The 17,795-nt window shown below is 58.0% G+C and carries 11 protein-coding genes, 1 tRNA gene and 1 pseudogene; 9 read left to right on the top strand and 4 right to left on the bottom strand.

The annotated features are described in order from the left end of the window. Positions 1-48: 48 nt before the first annotated feature. Positions 49-216: a hypothetical protein gene (locus CJU81_RS24050; protein WP_176464827.1), complete on the bottom strand. Its 168-nt coding sequence runs from the start codon at positions 214-216 to the stop codon at positions 49-51. A gap of 224 nt (positions 217-440) precedes the next feature. Between CJU81_RS24050 and CJU81_RS10955 the strand changes: the two genes are divergently transcribed. Then, the gene (locus CJU81_RS10955) at positions 441-1,118 is read left to right on the top strand and encodes a peptidase C39 family protein (RefSeq protein ID WP_176464828.1); all 678 of its coding nucleotides are present in this window, start codon (positions 441-443) and stop codon (positions 1,116-1,118) included. Positions 1,119-1,225: 107 nt separating this feature from the next. On the opposite strand, the gene CJU81_RS10960 is transcribed toward CJU81_RS10955, so the two are convergent. After that, positions 1,226-2,509: an NAD(P)/FAD-dependent oxidoreductase gene (locus CJU81_RS10960; RefSeq protein WP_095036609.1), complete on the bottom strand. Its 1,284-nt coding sequence runs from the start codon at positions 2,507-2,509 to the stop codon at positions 1,226-1,228. Between the two features lie 184 nt (positions 2,510-2,693). Here CJU81_RS10960 and CJU81_RS10965 point away from each other — a divergent pair. Continuing rightward, positions 2,694-2,770: transfer RNA gene (locus tag CJU81_RS10965), tRNA-Val, on the top strand. A 277-nt stretch (positions 2,771-3,047) separates the two neighbouring features. On the opposite strand, the pseudogene CJU81_RS10970 reads toward CJU81_RS10965, so the two are convergent. Beyond that, a pseudogene (locus CJU81_RS10970) lies at positions 3,048-3,900 on the bottom strand (IS5 family transposase). 333 nt (positions 3,901-4,233) lie between these two features. Between CJU81_RS10970 and CJU81_RS10975 the strand changes: the two are divergent. Together CJU81_RS10975 and CJU81_RS10985 are read left to right on the top strand one after the other, a co-directional pair. Then, complete coding sequence (locus CJU81_RS10975; protein WP_095036610.1) at positions 4,234-4,749, top strand: AAA family ATPase; 516 nt, start codon at positions 4,234-4,236, stop codon at positions 4,747-4,749. A gap of 810 nt (positions 4,750-5,559) precedes the next feature. Beyond that, entirely contained in the window at positions 5,560-6,228 is a 669-nt protein-coding gene (locus CJU81_RS10985) for a DUF3313 domain-containing protein (protein WP_095036611.1), read from the top strand. Between the two features lie 72 nt (positions 6,229-6,300). Here the strand turns inward: CJU81_RS10985 and CJU81_RS10990 are convergent, their stop codons facing one another. Continuing rightward, positions 6,301-6,507, bottom strand: a complete 207-nt coding sequence (locus tag CJU81_RS10990) for a hypothetical protein (RefSeq protein ID WP_016780385.1) — start codon at positions 6,505-6,507, stop codon at positions 6,301-6,303. A gap of 560 nt (positions 6,508-7,067) precedes the next feature. Here CJU81_RS10990 and bcsQ point away from each other — a divergent pair. Genes bcsQ through CJU81_RS11015 form a run of 5 tightly spaced genes read left to right on the top strand, consistent with a single transcriptional unit; the run spans position 7,068 to position 17,786 of the window. Continuing rightward, on the top strand, positions 7,068-8,147 hold the full coding sequence (bcsQ, locus tag CJU81_RS10995; RefSeq protein WP_095036612.1) for a cellulose biosynthesis protein BcsQ: 1,080 nt from the start codon (positions 7,068-7,070) through the stop codon (positions 8,145-8,147). Continuing rightward, positions 8,144-10,366: a UDP-forming cellulose synthase catalytic subunit gene (gene bcsA, locus CJU81_RS11000; protein ID WP_095036613.1), complete on the top strand. Its 2,223-nt coding sequence runs from the start codon at positions 8,144-8,146 to the stop codon at positions 10,364-10,366. The genes bcsQ and bcsA overlap by 4 nt, the downstream gene beginning before the upstream one ends. After that, positions 10,366-12,633 (top strand): cellulose biosynthesis cyclic di-GMP-binding regulatory protein BcsB, encoded by a 2,268-nt coding sequence (bcsB, locus tag CJU81_RS11005; protein WP_095036614.1) that lies wholly within the window; start codon positions 10,366-10,368, stop codon positions 12,631-12,633. Before bcsA ends, bcsB begins: the two co-directional genes overlap by 1 nt. Positions 12,634-12,639: 6 nt before the next feature. Continuing rightward, positions 12,640-13,878: a cellulose synthase complex periplasmic endoglucanase BcsZ gene (gene bcsZ / locus CJU81_RS11010; protein ID WP_095036615.1), complete on the top strand. Its 1,239-nt coding sequence runs from the start codon at positions 12,640-12,642 to the stop codon at positions 13,876-13,878. Beyond that, a complete protein-coding gene (locus CJU81_RS11015; RefSeq protein WP_095036616.1) occupies positions 13,854-17,786 on the top strand; it encodes a cellulose biosynthesis protein BcsC in 3,933 nt (1,310 codons plus the stop codon). The genes bcsZ and CJU81_RS11015 overlap by 25 nt, the downstream gene beginning before the upstream one ends. Positions 17,787-17,795 lie beyond the last annotated feature (9 nt).

Consider the following 17,795-nt stretch of genomic DNA (forward strand, 5'->3'; position numbering starts at 1 on the left):
ACTAAAAAGCCGTCCACTCTCTTTGGTGTGGACGGCTTTTTTGTGGGTTCAATGTGCGTTCGCTGCGCCAGCTACCGGCTTTTCAGGGGTGTCTTGCGGTTTGGCCTGCACCTGCGGATGGTGATGGCGGCTGATGCGCATCAGGCCCCAGAGCATGGCCCCGGCAACGGCCAGCCAGCCGGCGATCAGCAGAAAAATAGTCAGTATCAGGCTCATCAGTGCCTCCTTTGCCCCCAGCGGGCTCAAACACACGCTAAGCAGATGACAGTCTAGTCTGTGCAATGTTGCAGTCTATTGACCGAAGGTCGTGTAGGACTAATCGATTTGCACTATGCCATCAATCGGCCTGTGGCTTAAGGCTATACCTCGCCGTACTGGAGCCCTATGATCGACGGCCTTGGCCGACCTTGAGGTCTGGCGTTCATTCAAAGCGAGGGAATATGCAGGGAGTGATTGGGTTGAGAGCAGTGCGACAGTGGCTGGCGGCGTTGCTTGCGTTGGCGGTGGTGGGGTGTGCCAGTGTCGAGCCGCCTGAATTCAAGCGCTTGCCGGAGCGGGTCGAACTCAATGGCGTGCCCTTTTTTCGCGGCAATGCCAATCAAGGGGCACCTCAAACTCTGGCCGGCATGCTCGGTGAGCAGCGGATCAGAATCACCCCGGGGCTGTTGGTCAAACCGCTGAAACTGCCGGGCGCAGAGGCCTCGTTGCAAAGCAATATCGAGCAATTGGCCGCCGGTTACGGATTGATGGTGTACCCGCTGGACTCATCGCTTTCGGCTTTATTGACCCAGGTGGCTGCCGGTTACCCGGTAATGCTGCGGTTCAGTGATGGCACGCTGTGGTCAGAGCCGCGCTACGCGATGCTGGTGGGCTACAACCGCGCCAAAGGCACCGTGATGCTGCGTGCAGGTATGGAGCGTCGACGGTTGATGGACTTCAACAAATTCGAGTCGGCGTGGAAGGATGCTGGCGGCTGGGCCGTACTGATCCTGTCGCCAACCCAGTTGCCGGCCAACGTCGACAAGGCTCGCTGGCTGAAGGTGGCGAACGACCTGTCCCGTGCGGGGCAGGAACAGGCCGGCGCTACGGCGATCAAGACCCTGCAATCCCAAAAGTAAGCAAGGGCATCACCCTGTGGGAGCGGGCTTGCTCGCGATTCAGGCTACGCGGTCAGTCAGGCATACCGCGGCGATGCCATCGCGGGCAAGCCCGGCTCCCACAAAAATCAAAAGCCGAACTTGTCCCGTAGGCTGTAGTACCAGGCACCCAAAGCCGTCAGCGGTGTACGCAGCAGTTGCCCGCCGGGGAAAGGGTAGTGCGGCAGGTCGGCGAAGGCGTCAAAGCGCTCAGCCTGCCCGCGCAGGGCTTCAGCCAGCACCTTGCCCGCCAGATGGGTATAGGTCACTCCATGTCCGCTGCAACCTTGCGAGTAATAGATGTTGTCACCGATACGGCCAACCTGAGGCAGGCGTGACAATGTCAGCAGGAAGTTACCCGTCCACGCATAGTCAATTTTCACATCCTTGAGTTGCGGGAAAGCCTTGAGCATTTTCGGCCGGATAATTGCTTCGATATTGGCCGGATCACGGGCGCCGTACACCACACCACCGCCGAAAATCAGGCGCTTGTCACCGGAGAGGCGATAGTAGTCGAGCAAGTAGTTACAGTCCTCGACGCAATAATCCTGTGGCAACAGTGTCCTGGCCAGCTCATCACCCAGAGGCTCGGTGGTGATGACCTGAGTACCGCAGGGCATGGACTTGGACGCCAGCTCCGGCACCAGATTGCCCAGGTAGGCATTGCCCGCGACGATAATGAACTTGGCCCGCACCTTGCCCTGAGGTGTATGCACCACAGGATTGGCGCCGCGTTCAATGCGCACAGCGGGAGACTGCTCATAAATGGTGCCGCCCAGCGACTCGACAGCCGCGGCCTCACCCAGCGCCAGATTGAGCGGGTGAATGTGCCCGCCGCTCATGTCCAGCAGCCCGCCCTGATACTGATCACAGGCAACCACTTCACGAATCCGGCGCTGATCCAGCAGTTCCAGTGACGTATTGCCATAGCGCTCCCAGAGCTTCTTCTGCGCCTCCAGGTGGCCCATCTGCTTGGCCGTGATGGCAGCGAACACACCGCCGTCCTTCAAATCACACTGGATCTGATACTTGGCCACACGCTCACGAATGATCTTGCCGCCTTCAAAGGCCATCTGCCCCAACAACTGAGCCTGCTTGGCGCCGACAGTTCGCTCGATCACATCGATATCACGGCTGTAACTGTTAACGATCTGTCCGCCATTGCGCCCTGAAGCACCGAACCCCACCTTGGCAGCCTCCAGAACGGCGACCTTGAAACCGGCCTCCAACAAAAACAGCGCACTCGACAGCCCGGTATAACCGGCGCCGATCACACAAACATCCGTCTCCACCTCACCCTGCAGGGCTGGTCGCTCAGGGGCTGGATTGGCTGAAGCCGCATAGTAGGACTGGGGGTAGGGAGTGTTCGACATTCTGCAGCCTCTGTTTTATATTTTTTACGAGTGCGACCGATGCTACCTGAGTTGAAAACCGCCCGCCAGCCACCGGAGGCTGAGTGTTTTCAGGTTAAAAATAAAAAATTCGACTATTCATAGGGTTAGCTGCAAAAAAGGTGTTGACACCCCTCTGCAAATCTATAGAATGCGACCCCACAGCAGGCACGTAGCTCAGTTGGTTAGAGCACCACCTTGACATGGTGGGGGTCGTTGGTTCGAGTCCAATCGCGCCTACCAAACAAAATCCGCTCTGCTGGGCGGTCTAGAAGGGCTCACCGAAAGGTGGGCCCTTTTTTGTTGTCTGCGATTTGCAAAACGTTTGCAAAATCTCGGGTTCGTTCACGCAGGGCAATATGAATGTTTATAGTGGCTTTATCTGGTGTTGCTAAGTGGGCGATCATGAAGTGCGAGTAGTTCTGGCGATCAGTCCATAAACTGGCTAATGGGGGAGCGGGCAGTCATTACTCTTCCTAGTCTTGTGGACTATAGTGTTTAGCGCAAATGGTTAGCGTTTCTAGGTTCTGTACGAAAAGTAATGTCGCAAACACCGCATCGCACAGGCCAGCGAGACCATCGCAGCATAACTTCTTGCAAGCTTGCGAGGCGGGTAACGATCCGACGGCTTTCCTTCAACCAGCCGAACATACATTCAATAATGTTGCGTTGCCGGTACTTGGGACGATCAAAGAGTCTCGGTAACCCCGGCTTTGGTTTGCGTTTCATGTTGCGCAGAGGAATCACCGGCTGCATCCGATATCGGTCGCAATAGCGGCGTTACGCTTCGGCGCCATAGCCTTTATCCGCCAGCAACCATCGGCATCGTTTGCGGGGACGACCGCGCAAGCTGGGTATATAGGCTTCGTCGAGTAACGGCTGGGCGTAAGCGATATCGCTGGCTTGTCCACCCGATAATAGAAACTTCAGTGGCACACCATTGGAATCGCACAACATGTGTATCTTAGTTGTCAGGCCGCACCGGCTGCGCCCGAGTGCGTGATCTTGCGGTTCTTCAGGCCCCCTTTTTTCCCGGCGCCAGAAGAGCCTCGGGTTGCTCGTACTGCTGTGGAGTCAATCATCCAGGTCTCCAGATCAATTAACCCTTGTTGGTTGAGCTTGATATGGAGTCGTTTGAGCATCTGGTCAAATGCCCTGCGATTGCGCCAATCACGAAAACGCTGCTAAACCGTCGACCACGGGCCAAAGCGCTCGGGCATATCGCGCCAAGCGGCACCCGAACAGAGCACCCAAAGTATCCCGTTGAGCATCAAGCGATCATCTGCTCTCGGGCGCCCGCTACGGTGAGGTTCGTCGAAGATATCCGCAACCAGATCCCAGGCTGCATCGGGGATTTCGTACCGTTTGGCCATCGTGGGCTCCTGCCTTTGATGGTCGCGGACTTTACTGAATCTCGATGCTTATGGGTTTCAAATTGGTTTCGGCTGATTTCGTACAGAACCTAGCCAGCACTTGTATATAGACCTCTTTTTGAGGTTCCATTCTCTGGAAAGATTTTCGCTTTCCGTGGTCGGCGTGGTGATCGAATTAGGTGTAGTGGTCTAATTAAACCGGATACCCATTTATGCCAGGGATCTGGATGCGTTTCGATTTTTGCCCTTGGCAATCGAGCGCTGCAGGGATAATTTCAATTGCCAGATTGCGGCGTATAAAGGGCTGTAGCCAAGCCCATTCAAGGACATAAAATGCTTATAGTCTTTAGCGGCCTTCCAGGCACTGGCAAAACGACTATCGCAAGCGATCTTGCTGGCAGAACGGGTGCCGTATACCTGAGGGTCGATACAATCGAGCAGGCAATTCGAAACGCTGGCGTTCTTGCAAAAGACGTGGGCAAGAGTGGTTACATGGTCGCCAATGAACTTGCCCTGAGCAACCTTGGTTTTGGTCGCACTGTGATAGTTGATTGTGTAAACCCGGTCGTTGAAAGCCGAAAGGCATGGGCTGATATCGCGCAGCACGCGGATGTGCCCTTGGTTAATATTCAGGTGGTCTGTTCTGACAGGGATGAACACCGGCGCCGGGTGGAAACCAGAGTCATTGATATTGCCGGGCTGAAGCCACCTACCTGGCAGTCTGTTCTCGATCATGAATATGAGAAGTGGGACACGGCTCCGTTTTGCATAGACACTGTCCTGATATCTCAAGCGCAGGCCGTGGCGATGATCACGCAACGGTTTTTGTCCAGGGAGCGCCTGGACTGAAAGTGGTCAGTGTGTCGTAGCCTTGGCGAAGGCGGTGTTTTATCCGCATCGGAGTGCGATCTGCCTGATGCTTGTCAGCTGCGCTTGCGCATTGACTGACAGCCCCCGATTGCACTCCGATGCGACCTCCCGCGAGGGATCGGGCAGTTATCGACAGGCTGTCGTTGGCGCTGGTTGTTCGGTACTGGCCTATATCTGTAATTGAAGCTTGATCACGTTAATTTGCACTGCTTTTTGCAGGTTTATTTATCGTCGCTGTCATTCCGCTGCCCAGGCATGAAGCAGCAGGTGTCGAGGAATTATCGGTCGCTTTTGTAGTCATATGTATGACCTTTTCTTTCAGGACGCTCAAATGAAGCGCACAACCCTACTGCTCCTGGCCGTCTCTGGCTCCCTTCTGCTGGGCGGCTGCGTGCCCGTCTGGGACGTCGGGGGCCGGCATGGTCATGATCGGGGTTACGACTCGGGCCGGGGATACGATCGGGGGCATGATGATCGGGGTTATGACCGCGGCTACGATCGTCGCGACAATGATCACCGGTATGACCGCAATCGCGACCGTGACGACAGGGACGACTGATCCTCTAGCTGTCTGTCTGTGCGCAGCGTGTCATGCATGCTGCGCTTGCTTGACCATCCCTGCCATTTGTTTCACCCCTGCAATATCCCTGCATCGCGGACACAAACCGGACATCTGCCAGCAATTGCGCTCAGGCAATCTGCGCGCAACTTGGCTCCGTAGCGTTCCTTCTGGCGCCCGGGGCTGATTACAACCCTCCTGTAAAAATACCGTCCGGGAACTCCTGCTCCATGCGAACCAGTCTTTCGCTGCCGCTGCTGGCTGCTTTGTCCATTTTGCTTACGGCCTGTGCCAGCAAAACCATCCCGCCCGAAGACTTTTCGGGTTTTCTGTCCGACTACAGCCAATTGACGCAAAAGCAGTTGCCGTCCGGGCAGGCTGTATTGTCCTGGGTAAGCCCTGATCTGGATGTCAGTCATTACACCGGGGTCTATATCGAGCCCAGCAAGTTTTACCCGTGGGTGCTGCCGAACGGGCGGGGGCCGCAATCCACCCTTTCAGCCATAACCGGTTATTACGATGCAGCGCTCAAGCGCGAGCTGAGCAAGGTCATGACCGTCGTCGCGGCCCCGGGCCCTGGCACGCTGATCGTCAGACCGGCGATTGTCTCGCTGTCGGCAAGCACCCAGAGCCTGCGGTTTTATGAGTACTTGCCGGTGACCCTGCTCGCGGCAGGCGTCAGTACGGCAGCCGGTGTGCGCGATCAGGACAGTGAGATCAGTAGTGAAATAGCCGTGATTGATGCCGCCGACCAGCAGGTGGTCGCGCAAGTGGTGCGCAAGGGGGCAGGGCTGACCCTGGAAAATGATAAACAGGTCATGACGCTTGATGATTTCAAACTGGTGCTCGATGGCTGGGCGCTTGATATGCGCCGCGAATACTTGTCCAGCCGCCATTAAGAGCCGGTCAGGTGCTGGTCCGGGGCTCGCCGCAAGGCGGGCTTTTTTTTGTCGGCGATTTGTCTGGCTCCATTACACCACTTCAAGGGCAGCCTGAATCTGATCGGCGTACTTGTTCAGGTTATTCATCTCCGTCTGCAACTGACCGGAGCTGGCCGAGTTTAAAACCTTAGCCTGGATCAGGGTCAATGCAGCCGCGACGGCCAGTTCACGTTTGCCTTCCGGGCTGGCAGCACCAAAGGGGGTATCGCCCCTGAGGTTTTTGAAATGCTCAGACATGACGCTCTCCTTATTGATGCTGTCAATACCGGCAACCGGTAATAACTAAAGTTTAGGGCAAGATTGCAAGAACGCAGCAAAAAGGCCCTGGAAGCACCGGGTTAGACGGGGTAGTGCTTGAACGATCAGGTATGGGGCAGACGAAACGAAGGGTGCTAGCCAGCAGATTTGTCCGTGGCGACCAGCGGTGTTCGGTTTAGTCACTGCAGAAGGTTCACATTTGTTCATAATGGCGCGAAAATTGCTCTTTGTCGGTCCTCCAACGGATCGCTGCATCTCTTATGTGCGTTACCTGCACATTCTCAGGACTCTCCCGCGCCGCGTAAAAACTCGGTGATTACAAAGGATTGAGTTGTTTTGCTGAAGGCGAGGCGAGCAGCGCCAAATAAAAAATTGCTGAATTCGTCAATAAAATGGCTAATAACGCAGTTATCTGTCCTTGTTATTATCAACTTAATGCAAGCTTGTTCAATTTATTGACGATATCATTGTGATGGCTTATTTTGACGCCCTGTTGCTGGCCATGCGTCGTGAATACTCAGTCCGGAAGGAACCTACTTATGAGTCGTACAGACGACATATCGAATTTGTTCAGCAGGTTCGGCGCCACTTCGGACAGTTATCACGAGTTCGACAGTCAGTTCGAATACCCCAATACACCGCCAGCCCAAGTTAAAGCCTCTGTGACTGAAGAAGTCCCGGCCCCGGTACTCGCTGCTCTGCCACCGGTTGCGCCAGTGTGCGTGGTATTGGCGAAAACCGAAGAACAGGCACCGCTGATGAGCACTGCCGACGTAGCCACCCCGCTGCGTAATTTGCTCGCCGAAGTGGCCCTTGCCCGTCAGGCTGAAACTCAGGCTTTGCAGGCACAGTTGCGCGCACCGCAGTGCAAGGCCCGTGTCGTCGCGCTGGTCTCGGCCAAGGGCGGGGTTGGCAAGACTACGTTGGCCGCCGGCCTGGCCAGCAGCATGCGCCTGGAGGGCGGCAAGACCCTGGCCATCGACCTTGATCCACAAAATGCCCTGCACCATCACCTCGGCGTTGAATCCGGCGTGACTGGCATGGGCAGTACCGACTGGGGCAGCCATCTGCAGCAGGGATACAACGATGTACAAGTGCTGCCCTACGGCCTGTTGAATGATGAGCAGCGCTGCACCCTGGAGCGCGAAATGAGCCAGGATCGTCACTGGCTGGCCCGCCAACTGGAGCGCATGGAGCTGGGTGTTCATGATCTGGTGATTATCGATACCCCCAGCGGCTGCTCGGCGTATCTGCAGCAGGCGCTGGACGTGGCCGATCAGGTACTGGTAGTCACTGCTGCCGATGCGGCCAGCTTTATTGCCCTGGAACATACCGACCGCCTGCTGGGTGCCGAGGTTGCGCGCAGCTATGTGGTCAATCAGTTTGAGCCCGACCGGGAGTTCTCCCGCGACATGCTCGAAGTGCTCAAGCGCCGCCTGGGCGCTCAGTTGTTGGGGGTGGTAGTGCAGGATCACGGTTTCGGCGAGGCCCTGGCTTACGGCCGCAACCCGTTGGCCGTGCCAGCCCGGTCTGCAGGCGGTGAGGGGGTTTTATTGCTTGGCGAACACCTTAAAGCCGCTTTGCAGAGCCCCGGTGTGGCCGAGAAATCAGCCCCATGAGCGAGTCAAACAGCGCCCCCCAGGTTGCGCAAAGCCGGTTTCAGCGTTGGGCCCAGTCGTTGTCAGATCATCTTGATCAATGGCCGGCTGCGGCACGCCGCGCGCTGCTTGCCGGTACCACAGTGTTTTGCGGGCTTTTGGGCCTGTTGATCATTACCGTACCGTTCGAATTCTATGCGCAGTGCATCTTTGCCATCGGCTGCTTTAGTGCCGCCTTGGTGCTACGCAGGATCCCCGGACGGCTGACTATCCTGATCATGATCGGCCTGTCACTCACCGCCTCGTTACGCTATATGTACTGGCGCCTGACCGAAACCCTTGGGTTCGATGACTGGGTCGACATGGCGTTCGGTTATGGCCTGGTGCTGGCTGAAATCTATGCCCTGGTGGTGCTGGTGTTCGGCTACCTGCAAACGGCCTGGCCGCTGCGGCGCCAGCCGGTATTGCTCAAGGGCCCGCCGAGCGAATGGCCAGTGGTTGACGTGTTTATCCCGTCATACAACGAGACGCTCGATATCGTGAAGCTGACCATCTTTGCCGCTCAGGCAATTGACTGGCCACAGGACAAGCTGCGCGTGCATGTGCTCGATGACGGTCGCCGCGAAGACTTTCGCGAGTTCTGCGAGCAGATCAACGTCAACTACATCACCCGTGACAACAACCGTCATGCCAAGGCCGGCAACCTCAACGAAGCATTGCAGGTCACCAGTGGCGAGTTCGTGGCATTTTTCGATGCCGACCACGTGCCGACCCGCTCTTTCCTGCAAGTGAGCATTGGCTGGTTCCTCAAAGACCCCAAGCTGGCGATGTTGCAAACGCCGCACTTTTTCTTTTCGCCGGACCCGTTTGAAAAGAACCTCGATACCTTCCGTTCGGTACCTAACGAAGGTGAGTTGTTCTATGGCCTGGTGCAGGACGGCAATGATTTGTGGAACGCCACGTTTTTCTGTGGCTCCTGTGCTGTGATCCGGCGCAAGCCGCTGATGGAAGTGGGCGGGGTAGCGGTAGAAACCGTGACCGAAGATGCCCACACTGCGCTTAAGCTCAATCGCGCCGGCTACAACACTGCTTATCTGGCGATACCGCAGGCAGCGGGTCTGGCCACGGAAAGCCTTTCACGCCACATTAGCCAGCGTATCCGCTGGGCGCGGGGTATGGCGCAGATTTTCCGCACCGACAATCCGCTGTTCGGCAAGGGCCTGAATCTGGGCCAGCGCCTGTGCTATCTCAACGCCATGCTGCATTTTTTCTATGGTTTGCCGCGCTTGGTGTTTTTGACGGCGCCGCTGGCTTTTCTGTTTTTTGATGCGCAAATCTTTCATGCCTCGGGCCTGATGATTACCGCCTATGCATTACCGCATATCTTTCATGCCAGCCTTACCAACTCCAGCATTCAGGGGCAATACCGGCATTCGTTCTGGAACGAGGTCTACGAGACCGTGCTGGCCTGGTACATCATGGCCCCGGTGCTGGTGGCGCTGGTCAACCCCAAGTTCGGTGGTTTCAACGTGACCGACAAGGGCGGGATCATTGACGAGAAGTATTTCGACTGGAAGCTCGCTCGACCATACATCGTGCTGCTGACTCTCAACATGGCAGGGATGGCGTACGGGATCGCGCGGCTGGCAATGGGTGAGGAGGACGCCACGACCACGCTGTTGATCAACCTGTTGTGGACGCTCTACAACGTGATCATCACCAGTGCCGCCGTGGCTGTGGCCAGTGAAACCCGGCAGGTTCGTGCCGAACCGCGGGTTGCGGCCACATTGCCGGTACGCCTGACCCGTGCCGATGGCAGTGTGATAGACGGCGTCACCCAGGACTTTTCGCAAAAAGGCATGGGCTTGCGCTTGCCGCAGGGCGTCAGCGTACCTCAAGGCGAGCAGGTGCAGATTTCGCTGTTGCGCAGCCAGCACCTGAGTCTGTTCCCGGCTGTGATTGTATTCAGTCGCGGTGAATTGCTCGGCGTTCAATTTGATGCCCTGACCCTGCGCCAGCAAAGTGATCTGGTACGTCTCACCTTTTCCCGTGCCGACACCTGGGCATCGACCTGGGGTAGCGGGCAGGTCGATACCCCGCTGGTGGCCCTGCGCGAAGTCAGCCGTATTGGTTTTCGCGGTATCCACGAACTCTTTAAAGCTTCGCTCATGGAAGTGCGCAGCTTGCTGCGCCGTCGCCGCGTCGCCCCATCAAAGCTAGAAAACATCCAGGATAAGTGATGAATTCAACGTCTTCAGTCTTCGCCAATTTGCGCGATCCGCGTCGTGCCCTGGCACGCATTGCGTGTGCCTTGCTGGCTTTGAGCAGCGGCGCTGCCTGCGCCGAGAGCGCTCCAGCCGTTGCTGCAACCGGTAGCAATAATTACACCGTGACCCTCAAACAATTGGGCCGCAATTACCCGATGAACCTGCGTGGCGTGGAATCGAGCGACAGTGTCAACTTCGATGTGCGGGCCGACTCGATCGTGACGGGTGCCAAGTTGAACTTGCAGTACACCTACTCGCCGGCATTGCTGGAAGAGCTGTCGCAAATCAACGTCATAATCAACGATGAGGTGGCGGCAAGCCTGCCGTTGCCCAAAGACAAAGCCGGGCAACTGCAACAGCATGTCGTCGACATACCGGCGCACCTGATTACCGAGTTCAACCGTCTCAGCCTGCAGTTTATCGGGCACTACACCATGAGTTGCGAAGATCCGCAGCACACCAGCTTGTGGGCCAAGATCAGCAACGCCACCAGTTTGAGCATTGATGTGTCGCCCTTGGGTTTACCCAATGATCTGTCCATCTTGCCGTTGCCATTTTTCGACCGTCGCGATGCCCGGGCCCTGGATTTGCCGTTTGTGTTCGTCAACGCGCCTGACAACGCCACGCTCGAAGCAGCCGGTGCACTGTCGTCGTGGTTTGGCGCCCAAGCCAGTTATCGCGGTGCACGGTTTTCCTCGAGTTACAACCAGATTCCCGCCAGCGGCAGTGCGGTGGTATTGATCAGTGGTCCGGATGCGCTGCAGATTGGCAGTCTTAGTCTGCCGCCAGCGAAGGGCCCGACCCTGACCTTGATGACCAATCCGAATGACGTCAATGCCAAGCTGCTGGTGGTCAGCGGTCGCGACGGTGCCGAACTCAAGAGTGCCGCAACGGCTTTGGTACTGGGCAGCCAGGCCTTGTCGGGCAGCAGCGTGGTGATCGATCGATTGCACGTGGTGCAGCCCCGCAAGCCCTATGACGCGCCGAACTGGTTACCCAGTGATCGCCCGGTAAAGATTGGTGAGTTGATGCAGGCCAAGCAACTGGCGGTGTCCGGCTACAGCCCGGGTGACATCACTGTGCCGCTGAATTTCCCGCCGGATCTGTTTACCTGGCGTAACGAAGGCGCGCCGCTGAATCTTAAATACCGCTATACGCCCCAAGAGAAGTCTTACAATTCGTCGTTCATTATCAGTTTTAACGACGCGCTGATTCAGTCCCAGAACCTGCTGTCCCGGGACAGGCTCGACAGCAATGTGCTCAGAGCACTGAAGTCAGACGACAGCCTTGACCGCGAAACCAATGTGTTGCTGCCCCTGAACTCGGTGGCCCTGCAGTCCCGCCTGCAGTTGCGCTATATGTTCGATTACATCAAGCAGGGCCAATGTAACGACATCATCATTGACAATATGCGCGGTGCGATTGATCCCGAGTCGACCCTTGATTTGAGCGGTTACGACCATTTTATCGCCATGCCCAACCTGGGCGTGTTCAAGGATTCCGGCTTCCCGTTTACCCGTCTGGCTGACCTGTCGCAAACCGCCGTGGTGTTGCCGGATGATGCCGGGGTTGCTGATCTGAATGCCTACCTGACACTGCTCGGCCGATTTGGTCAGTCCACCGGTTATCCGGCTACTGGCGTACAGGTGATTCAGGCGGATCAGGTGGCGGGGGCTGCGGACAAGGACTTGCTGGTGCTGGCGTCCGATGCCAACCAGCCTTTGCTGACACATTGGGCCGATCGTCTGCCCGCTACCGATGGCGAAGGCCAGCAGAGCTTCCATTTATCTGACTTGCCGATGCGGCTACGTGATTGGTTTAGCCCCGATCCTGAAGCCAATATTCGCAAGACGCGGTTGGCGATGGCGTTTTCCGGTGGCGCGCGCAGCACTTACCTGACCGGTTTCGAGTCGCCGCTTAAAAAAGGGCGCAGTGTTGTGGTTATCGCCAGTGGTCAACCGCAAGGTCTGGCCGATGCCACAAATGCACTGATCGGGGGTGAGGATTACACCCATTCGATCCAGGGCAGTCTGGTGGTGGTACGCGGTAAAAACATCGAGCCTCTGGTGGCGGACGAGCAGTACTACGTTGGCAGCCTGGGGCCTATCAAGTACCTGCAATGGTTGATGTCGCGCCATGTGGTCCTGTCCCTGGTACTGACCGGTCTGGGGGTGATTTTGCTCAGTGGTCTGGCTTATCTGGCATTGCGCGCACGCGCCAACAAACGGCTAGGTAACTGACGGCTCATGGGGCTCTTCGTGATCAAACGTTTTAATCCCCCACCGCGGCGCCTGCATCGGGCGCTGCTGTGGTTGGCGGGCGCTCTGGCAGGTATCGCCCTGACCCCCGCAATGGCCAGGGACACCAGGTGCGAAAATGTCGACTGGCCGCTGTGGCAAACCTACGCTTCGCGCTTTGTTCAGGCTGACGGCCGTATGCTGGAGTCCAGCCCGCAGCTCAATCAGAGTTCTTCCGAAGGTCAGTCCTACGGGATGTTATTTGCGTTGATCGGCAATGATCAGGCGCGCTTTGACAAGTTGTGGCAATGGACCCTGGCCAATATGGCTGGCGCCGACGTAAGCAAGCGTCTGCCAGGCTGGTTGTGGGGGCAGGGCAAGGACGGTACGTGGCAATTGCAGGACGCCAATTCGGCGTCCGACTCGGACTTGTGGATTGCCTATTCGTTGCTCGAAGCGGCACGTCTGTGGCAGCGCCCGGACTACCGCGAGGCAGCCTTGCAGCTGCTTGAAAATATACAGAGCCAACTGGTCGTGAGCCTGCCCGGCCTGGGCAAAATGGTGTTGCCCGGGCCTCAAGGCTTCGTGCAGCCCGATCATCTGTGGCGCTTGAATCCCAGTTATCTGCCGCTGCCGTTGCTGCGGCGGCTGGCCATGCAGGCACCGGCCGGGCCGTGGAAAGAAATTGCCGAAAACACCGTGAAAATGGTCAAGGCTTCCAGCCCCAAAGGCTATGTTGCCGACTGGATCGGCTATCGTGCCACCGGGCCGAACAGCGGTCTGTTTGTGGTGGATCCGGTCAATGGCGAACTGGGCAGTTACGACGCGATTCGCGTTTACCTGTGGGCAGGCATGACGCCCAAATCCGATGTGCTGGCAGCACCGTTGCTGGCGCGACTGGAGGGCATGGCGAATAGCACGGCTTCCACCGGCATTCCACCGGAAAAGGTTCAGGTCCTGAGCGGCACGCTTGAGGGGCAGGGGCCGTTCGGCTTCTCCGCCGCGCTGATTCCCTACTTCCAGGCCAAAGGCCAGCCCTGGCTTGCCCAAGCCCAGCAGCGTCGTACAGAGCTAGCCCTGACGAAGGTGCTGGCGCAGGCCGATGGCGAACGTACCGAGCCTTTGTATTACAACTTCATGCTTAGCCTGTTCGCACTCGGCTGGGCCGAAAACCGCTTTCAGTTTCGTGATGACGGAACACTCAAACTGTCTTGGGAGACGTCATGCGTCCGCACCGCCACGCACTAGCCATCGGGATTCTAACCGCACTAATCGGCACAGGCGTCCACGCCGATACCAGCGACGTGCAAGCGCGGCTGGTCGAACAGGGCCAGTACTGGCAAGGTCGCGCTAACGCGCAACGGGCGGCCGAGGCCTGGGAAAAAGTCTTGCGCCTGGACCCCAATCAAGTGGATGCCCTTTATGGTATGGGCTTTGCCAGCCTCAAACAGAACAAGCCCGAGCAAGCCAGGCAATACCTGGCGCGCTTGCAGGCCCTGTCGCCCCGACCGTGGCTGGCGGCGCAGCTGGAGCAGGATATTGCCCTGACGGATACGCAGAACAAAGCACTGCTGGATGAGGCCCGACGCCTGGTCGATAGCGACCAGCGTGATCAGGCGACCAAGGTGTTTGCCAAACTGTTTGCCGGTCGCACACCGTCGGGCACGGTGGGACGTGAGTATTACAACAACCTGGCGTTCAATCCTGCAGGTTGGCCAGAAGCGCGAAAAGGCATGGAGCGCTTGCTGCGCGAGACGCCCAACGACTCGATTCTGGCGCTGTTTCTAGCCAAGCAACTGATTCGTTACGAAGACACTCGCCCCGAAGGTATCCGTACTCTGGCCAAGTTATCGACCCGGCCCGATATCGGCGGTGACGCTGATGAGAGCTGGCGTCTGGCGCTGGTCTGGTCCGGCCCGCCGAATGCTGCCCAGGTGCCGTTGTTCGAAGCCTTTTTAAAGGCTCATCCGGATGATCAGGAAATTCGTGATCTGCTGAACAAAGGCAAATCGAAAGCCAGCACTGCAGACCGTGTACCGGCCTGGCAACCGGACCCGCTGGTCGAGCGTGGGCTCAAAGCGCTGGAAAAAGGTGATCCGGCAGGTGCCGAGCAAGCCTTTGCCGCACGCCTGAAAAACCAGGCCAATGATCCTGATGCATTGGGTGGGCTCGGTGTGGTGCGCCAGCAACAGAACCGTCTGAGCGAAGCCGAACAGCTTCTCAACCGCGCTATCGGCAACGGCGGCACGCGCTGGAAGCCGGCACTGGATAACGTGCGCTACTGGGCTTTGCTGCAACAGGCGCGTAACCAGGCCAAGAGCCAACCCGCCAAGGCCCGGGAAAGTATTGCCCAGGCCATGCGAGTGAACCCCAGGGGCATCGAGGCCCGTTTGGCCCTCGCGGATATTCAGGCCCAGAACGGTCAGCTCGATGAGGCTCAAGCCAGTTACCGTCAGGTGCTGAGTGTGCAGAAGGACAATGCCCAGGCCGTACAAGGCCTGGTCAATGTTCTGTCGCAAGCGGGGCAGGCCGATGAGGCCTTGCGTTTGCTCGATACCCTGACCCCGGCTCAGCAAGCCGAAATGGGCGGTGGCGGTCGACTGCGTGCGCTGCGTTCCACACAGGCTGCGGCATTGGCCGAGCAGCGTGGCGATACCCGTGGCGCACAACAAGCCTTGGTGCAAGCCGTCAAGGATGATCCGGACAACGTCTGGACCCGTTTTGATCTCGCCCGCCTTTACCTGAAAACCGGTGAGCCGCAAAAAGCCCGGGATCTGATCGACAGCTACCTCAAAGCCCATCCGACAGACGTTGACGCCCTCTATACCAGTGCTCTGCTTTCGGTGGAAATGGAGCAGTGGGAGGCTGCCCAGGCTGCCATAAGCCGGATTCCAGTGGGTCGTCGCACCGCAGACATGAACGATTTGGCGGATCAGATTACGCTGACGGTGCAGGTCAAGCTCGCTGCCACCATGGCCAAGCGTGGCCAGCGTCAGGAAGCCCTGGCGCTGCTCGACCGGTTGCAACCCATGGCGAGTCGCAGCCCGGATCGTATGGCAACGCTGGCCTCTGCTTATGTGGACACCGGAGATTCCACACGGGCGTTGACCATGATGCGCGATGTGATCAACCAGACACCGACACCTTCCGCCGACCTGATGTTGCAGTACGCCAATCTGCTGCTCAAAACGGATAATGACGCCCAGGTCAATTCGATCCTGCGCGGCCTGCAAAACCAGCAGATGAGTGTTGCCACACGTAAGCGTTTCGACGATCTGCTTTACCAGTACCGTATCCGTCAGGCCGATTTGCTGCGTGAAGGCGGTGACCTTGCAGGCGCTTATGACACTCTGGCACCGGCGTTGGCGTCACGCCCCGGGGATGCCGGGGCAATATCAGCGCTGGCGCGGATGTACGTCAGCAGCGGTGATAACGCCAAGGCGTTCGAGCTGTACAAACCCTTGCTGCAACGTCAGCCCAATGACCCGCAGATGCTGCTCAATGCAGCGGACGCCGCAGTTCTGGCCCGTGATAACGGTTACGCCGAGCGTGCGCTTGAGCAGTTTGTGAAGCTGCAAAACTACGATCCGCAGTCCTTGACCGAAGCGGCACGAATCTACCGCAGCATGGGTAAGAGCGCTCAGGCCACGCACCTGTTGCGCAAGGCCGTGGACATCGAACAGAGCGAGAAAAAACGCAGCCTGACGGCTCAGGCCGGTGTTACTGGCGTTGCGCCGAACCCGTTCGCCGGCTTGTCGGGCCCGGCCGGTCAATTTGGCCGTGGGGCCATCGATGCGATTCCCGCGCCCGCCCAAGCCACGCTCGATTCGAGCGCTTATAGGGCAGACGACAATGCGCTGTTGGCCCGCGATGTCTATCCGGGGCAAACCCCGCCGCGCATGGCAACCGCCAGAACAGGCAGTGGAACCTTGCCCGTAGGGCGTTCCGCCGGGGCCGGGGCTAATCCATTTTTAGCCCAGGGTACGGTCAATGTAGCAGTGGACCAAGCCAGCTCTGCGCAGCGCGCGTTGGACAGCATCCTCCAGGAACGCAGTGCCTATGTGACCCAGGGCGTGACCATTCGCAGCAATGACAGTGAGCCTGGCCTGGGCAAAATGACCGATATCGAAACACCGCTGGAAATTAACTTTCCGGCGGGTGACAACCGTATCGCCGTACGAGTGACGCCGGTGTCCCTGAATGCGGGGAGGGTGGGTGTTTATGCCGCCGAACGCTTTGGCAGTGGCAAAGAGTCAACCGAGGGGATTGGTGCCCAGCGTGAGAGTGGTGTGGGTGTGAGCGTTGGCTACGCTCGCCCGGATGAAGGCATCAAGGCCGACCTCGGTACCACGCCAATCGGCTTTCAATACAGCACCGTGGCCGGTGGCGTGAGTGTCGATCGCCCGCTCGCCAGCAATTCCAATGTGCGCTATGGCGTCAATGTTTCGCGCCGTCCGGTGATCGACAGCGTAACGTCATTCGCCGGTACCACCGATGAGCGCACCGGGCAGTCGTGGGGTGGTGTTACGGCTAACGGCGGCCGTGGCCAGCTGAGCTATGACGACCAGGCTGTCGGCGCCTATGGCTACGGCGCCTGGCACAAGCTGCTGGGCCACAACGTCGAATCCAACAGCCGTGCCGAACTGGGCGGTGGCGTGTATTGGTATTTGCAAAACACCGAGGACAGCAAGCTGACCCTGGGTCTGAGCGCTACCGGCATGAGTTTTGAGAACAACCAGAACTTCTTCACCTATGGCCACGGCGGCTACTTCAGCCCGCAAAGCTACTTTGCCCTGGGCGTGCCGGTGGCCTGGTCGCAGCGCACCGATCGCTTCAGCTACCAGGTCAAGGGCTCGGTGGGGGTTCAGTACACCCATCAGGCCGGCGCCGACTACTTCCCGGGTGACAAGGACATGCAGGCCGCCAACGACCAGCGCTACGCCAGCGAGAGCAAAACTGGCGTCGGTTATAGCCTGGCCGCTGCCGGTGAGTACAAGTTCGGCTCGAGCGTTTTCCTGGGGGCCAATCTGGGTCTGGACAATGCTCAGGACTACCAGCAAATCACTGGGGCGATGTACCTGCGCTATATGTTTGAAAATATGAATGGCCCTATGGAGCTGCCGGTCAGCCCATACAGTTCGCCTTATTCCAATTGATGTCCTGGA

Origin of the sequence: Pseudomonas fragi (assembly GCF_002269505.1) — a bacterium.
In the GTDB taxonomy this organism is placed as follows: Bacteria; Pseudomonadota; Gammaproteobacteria; order Pseudomonadales; family Pseudomonadaceae; genus Aquipseudomonas; species Aquipseudomonas fragi_D.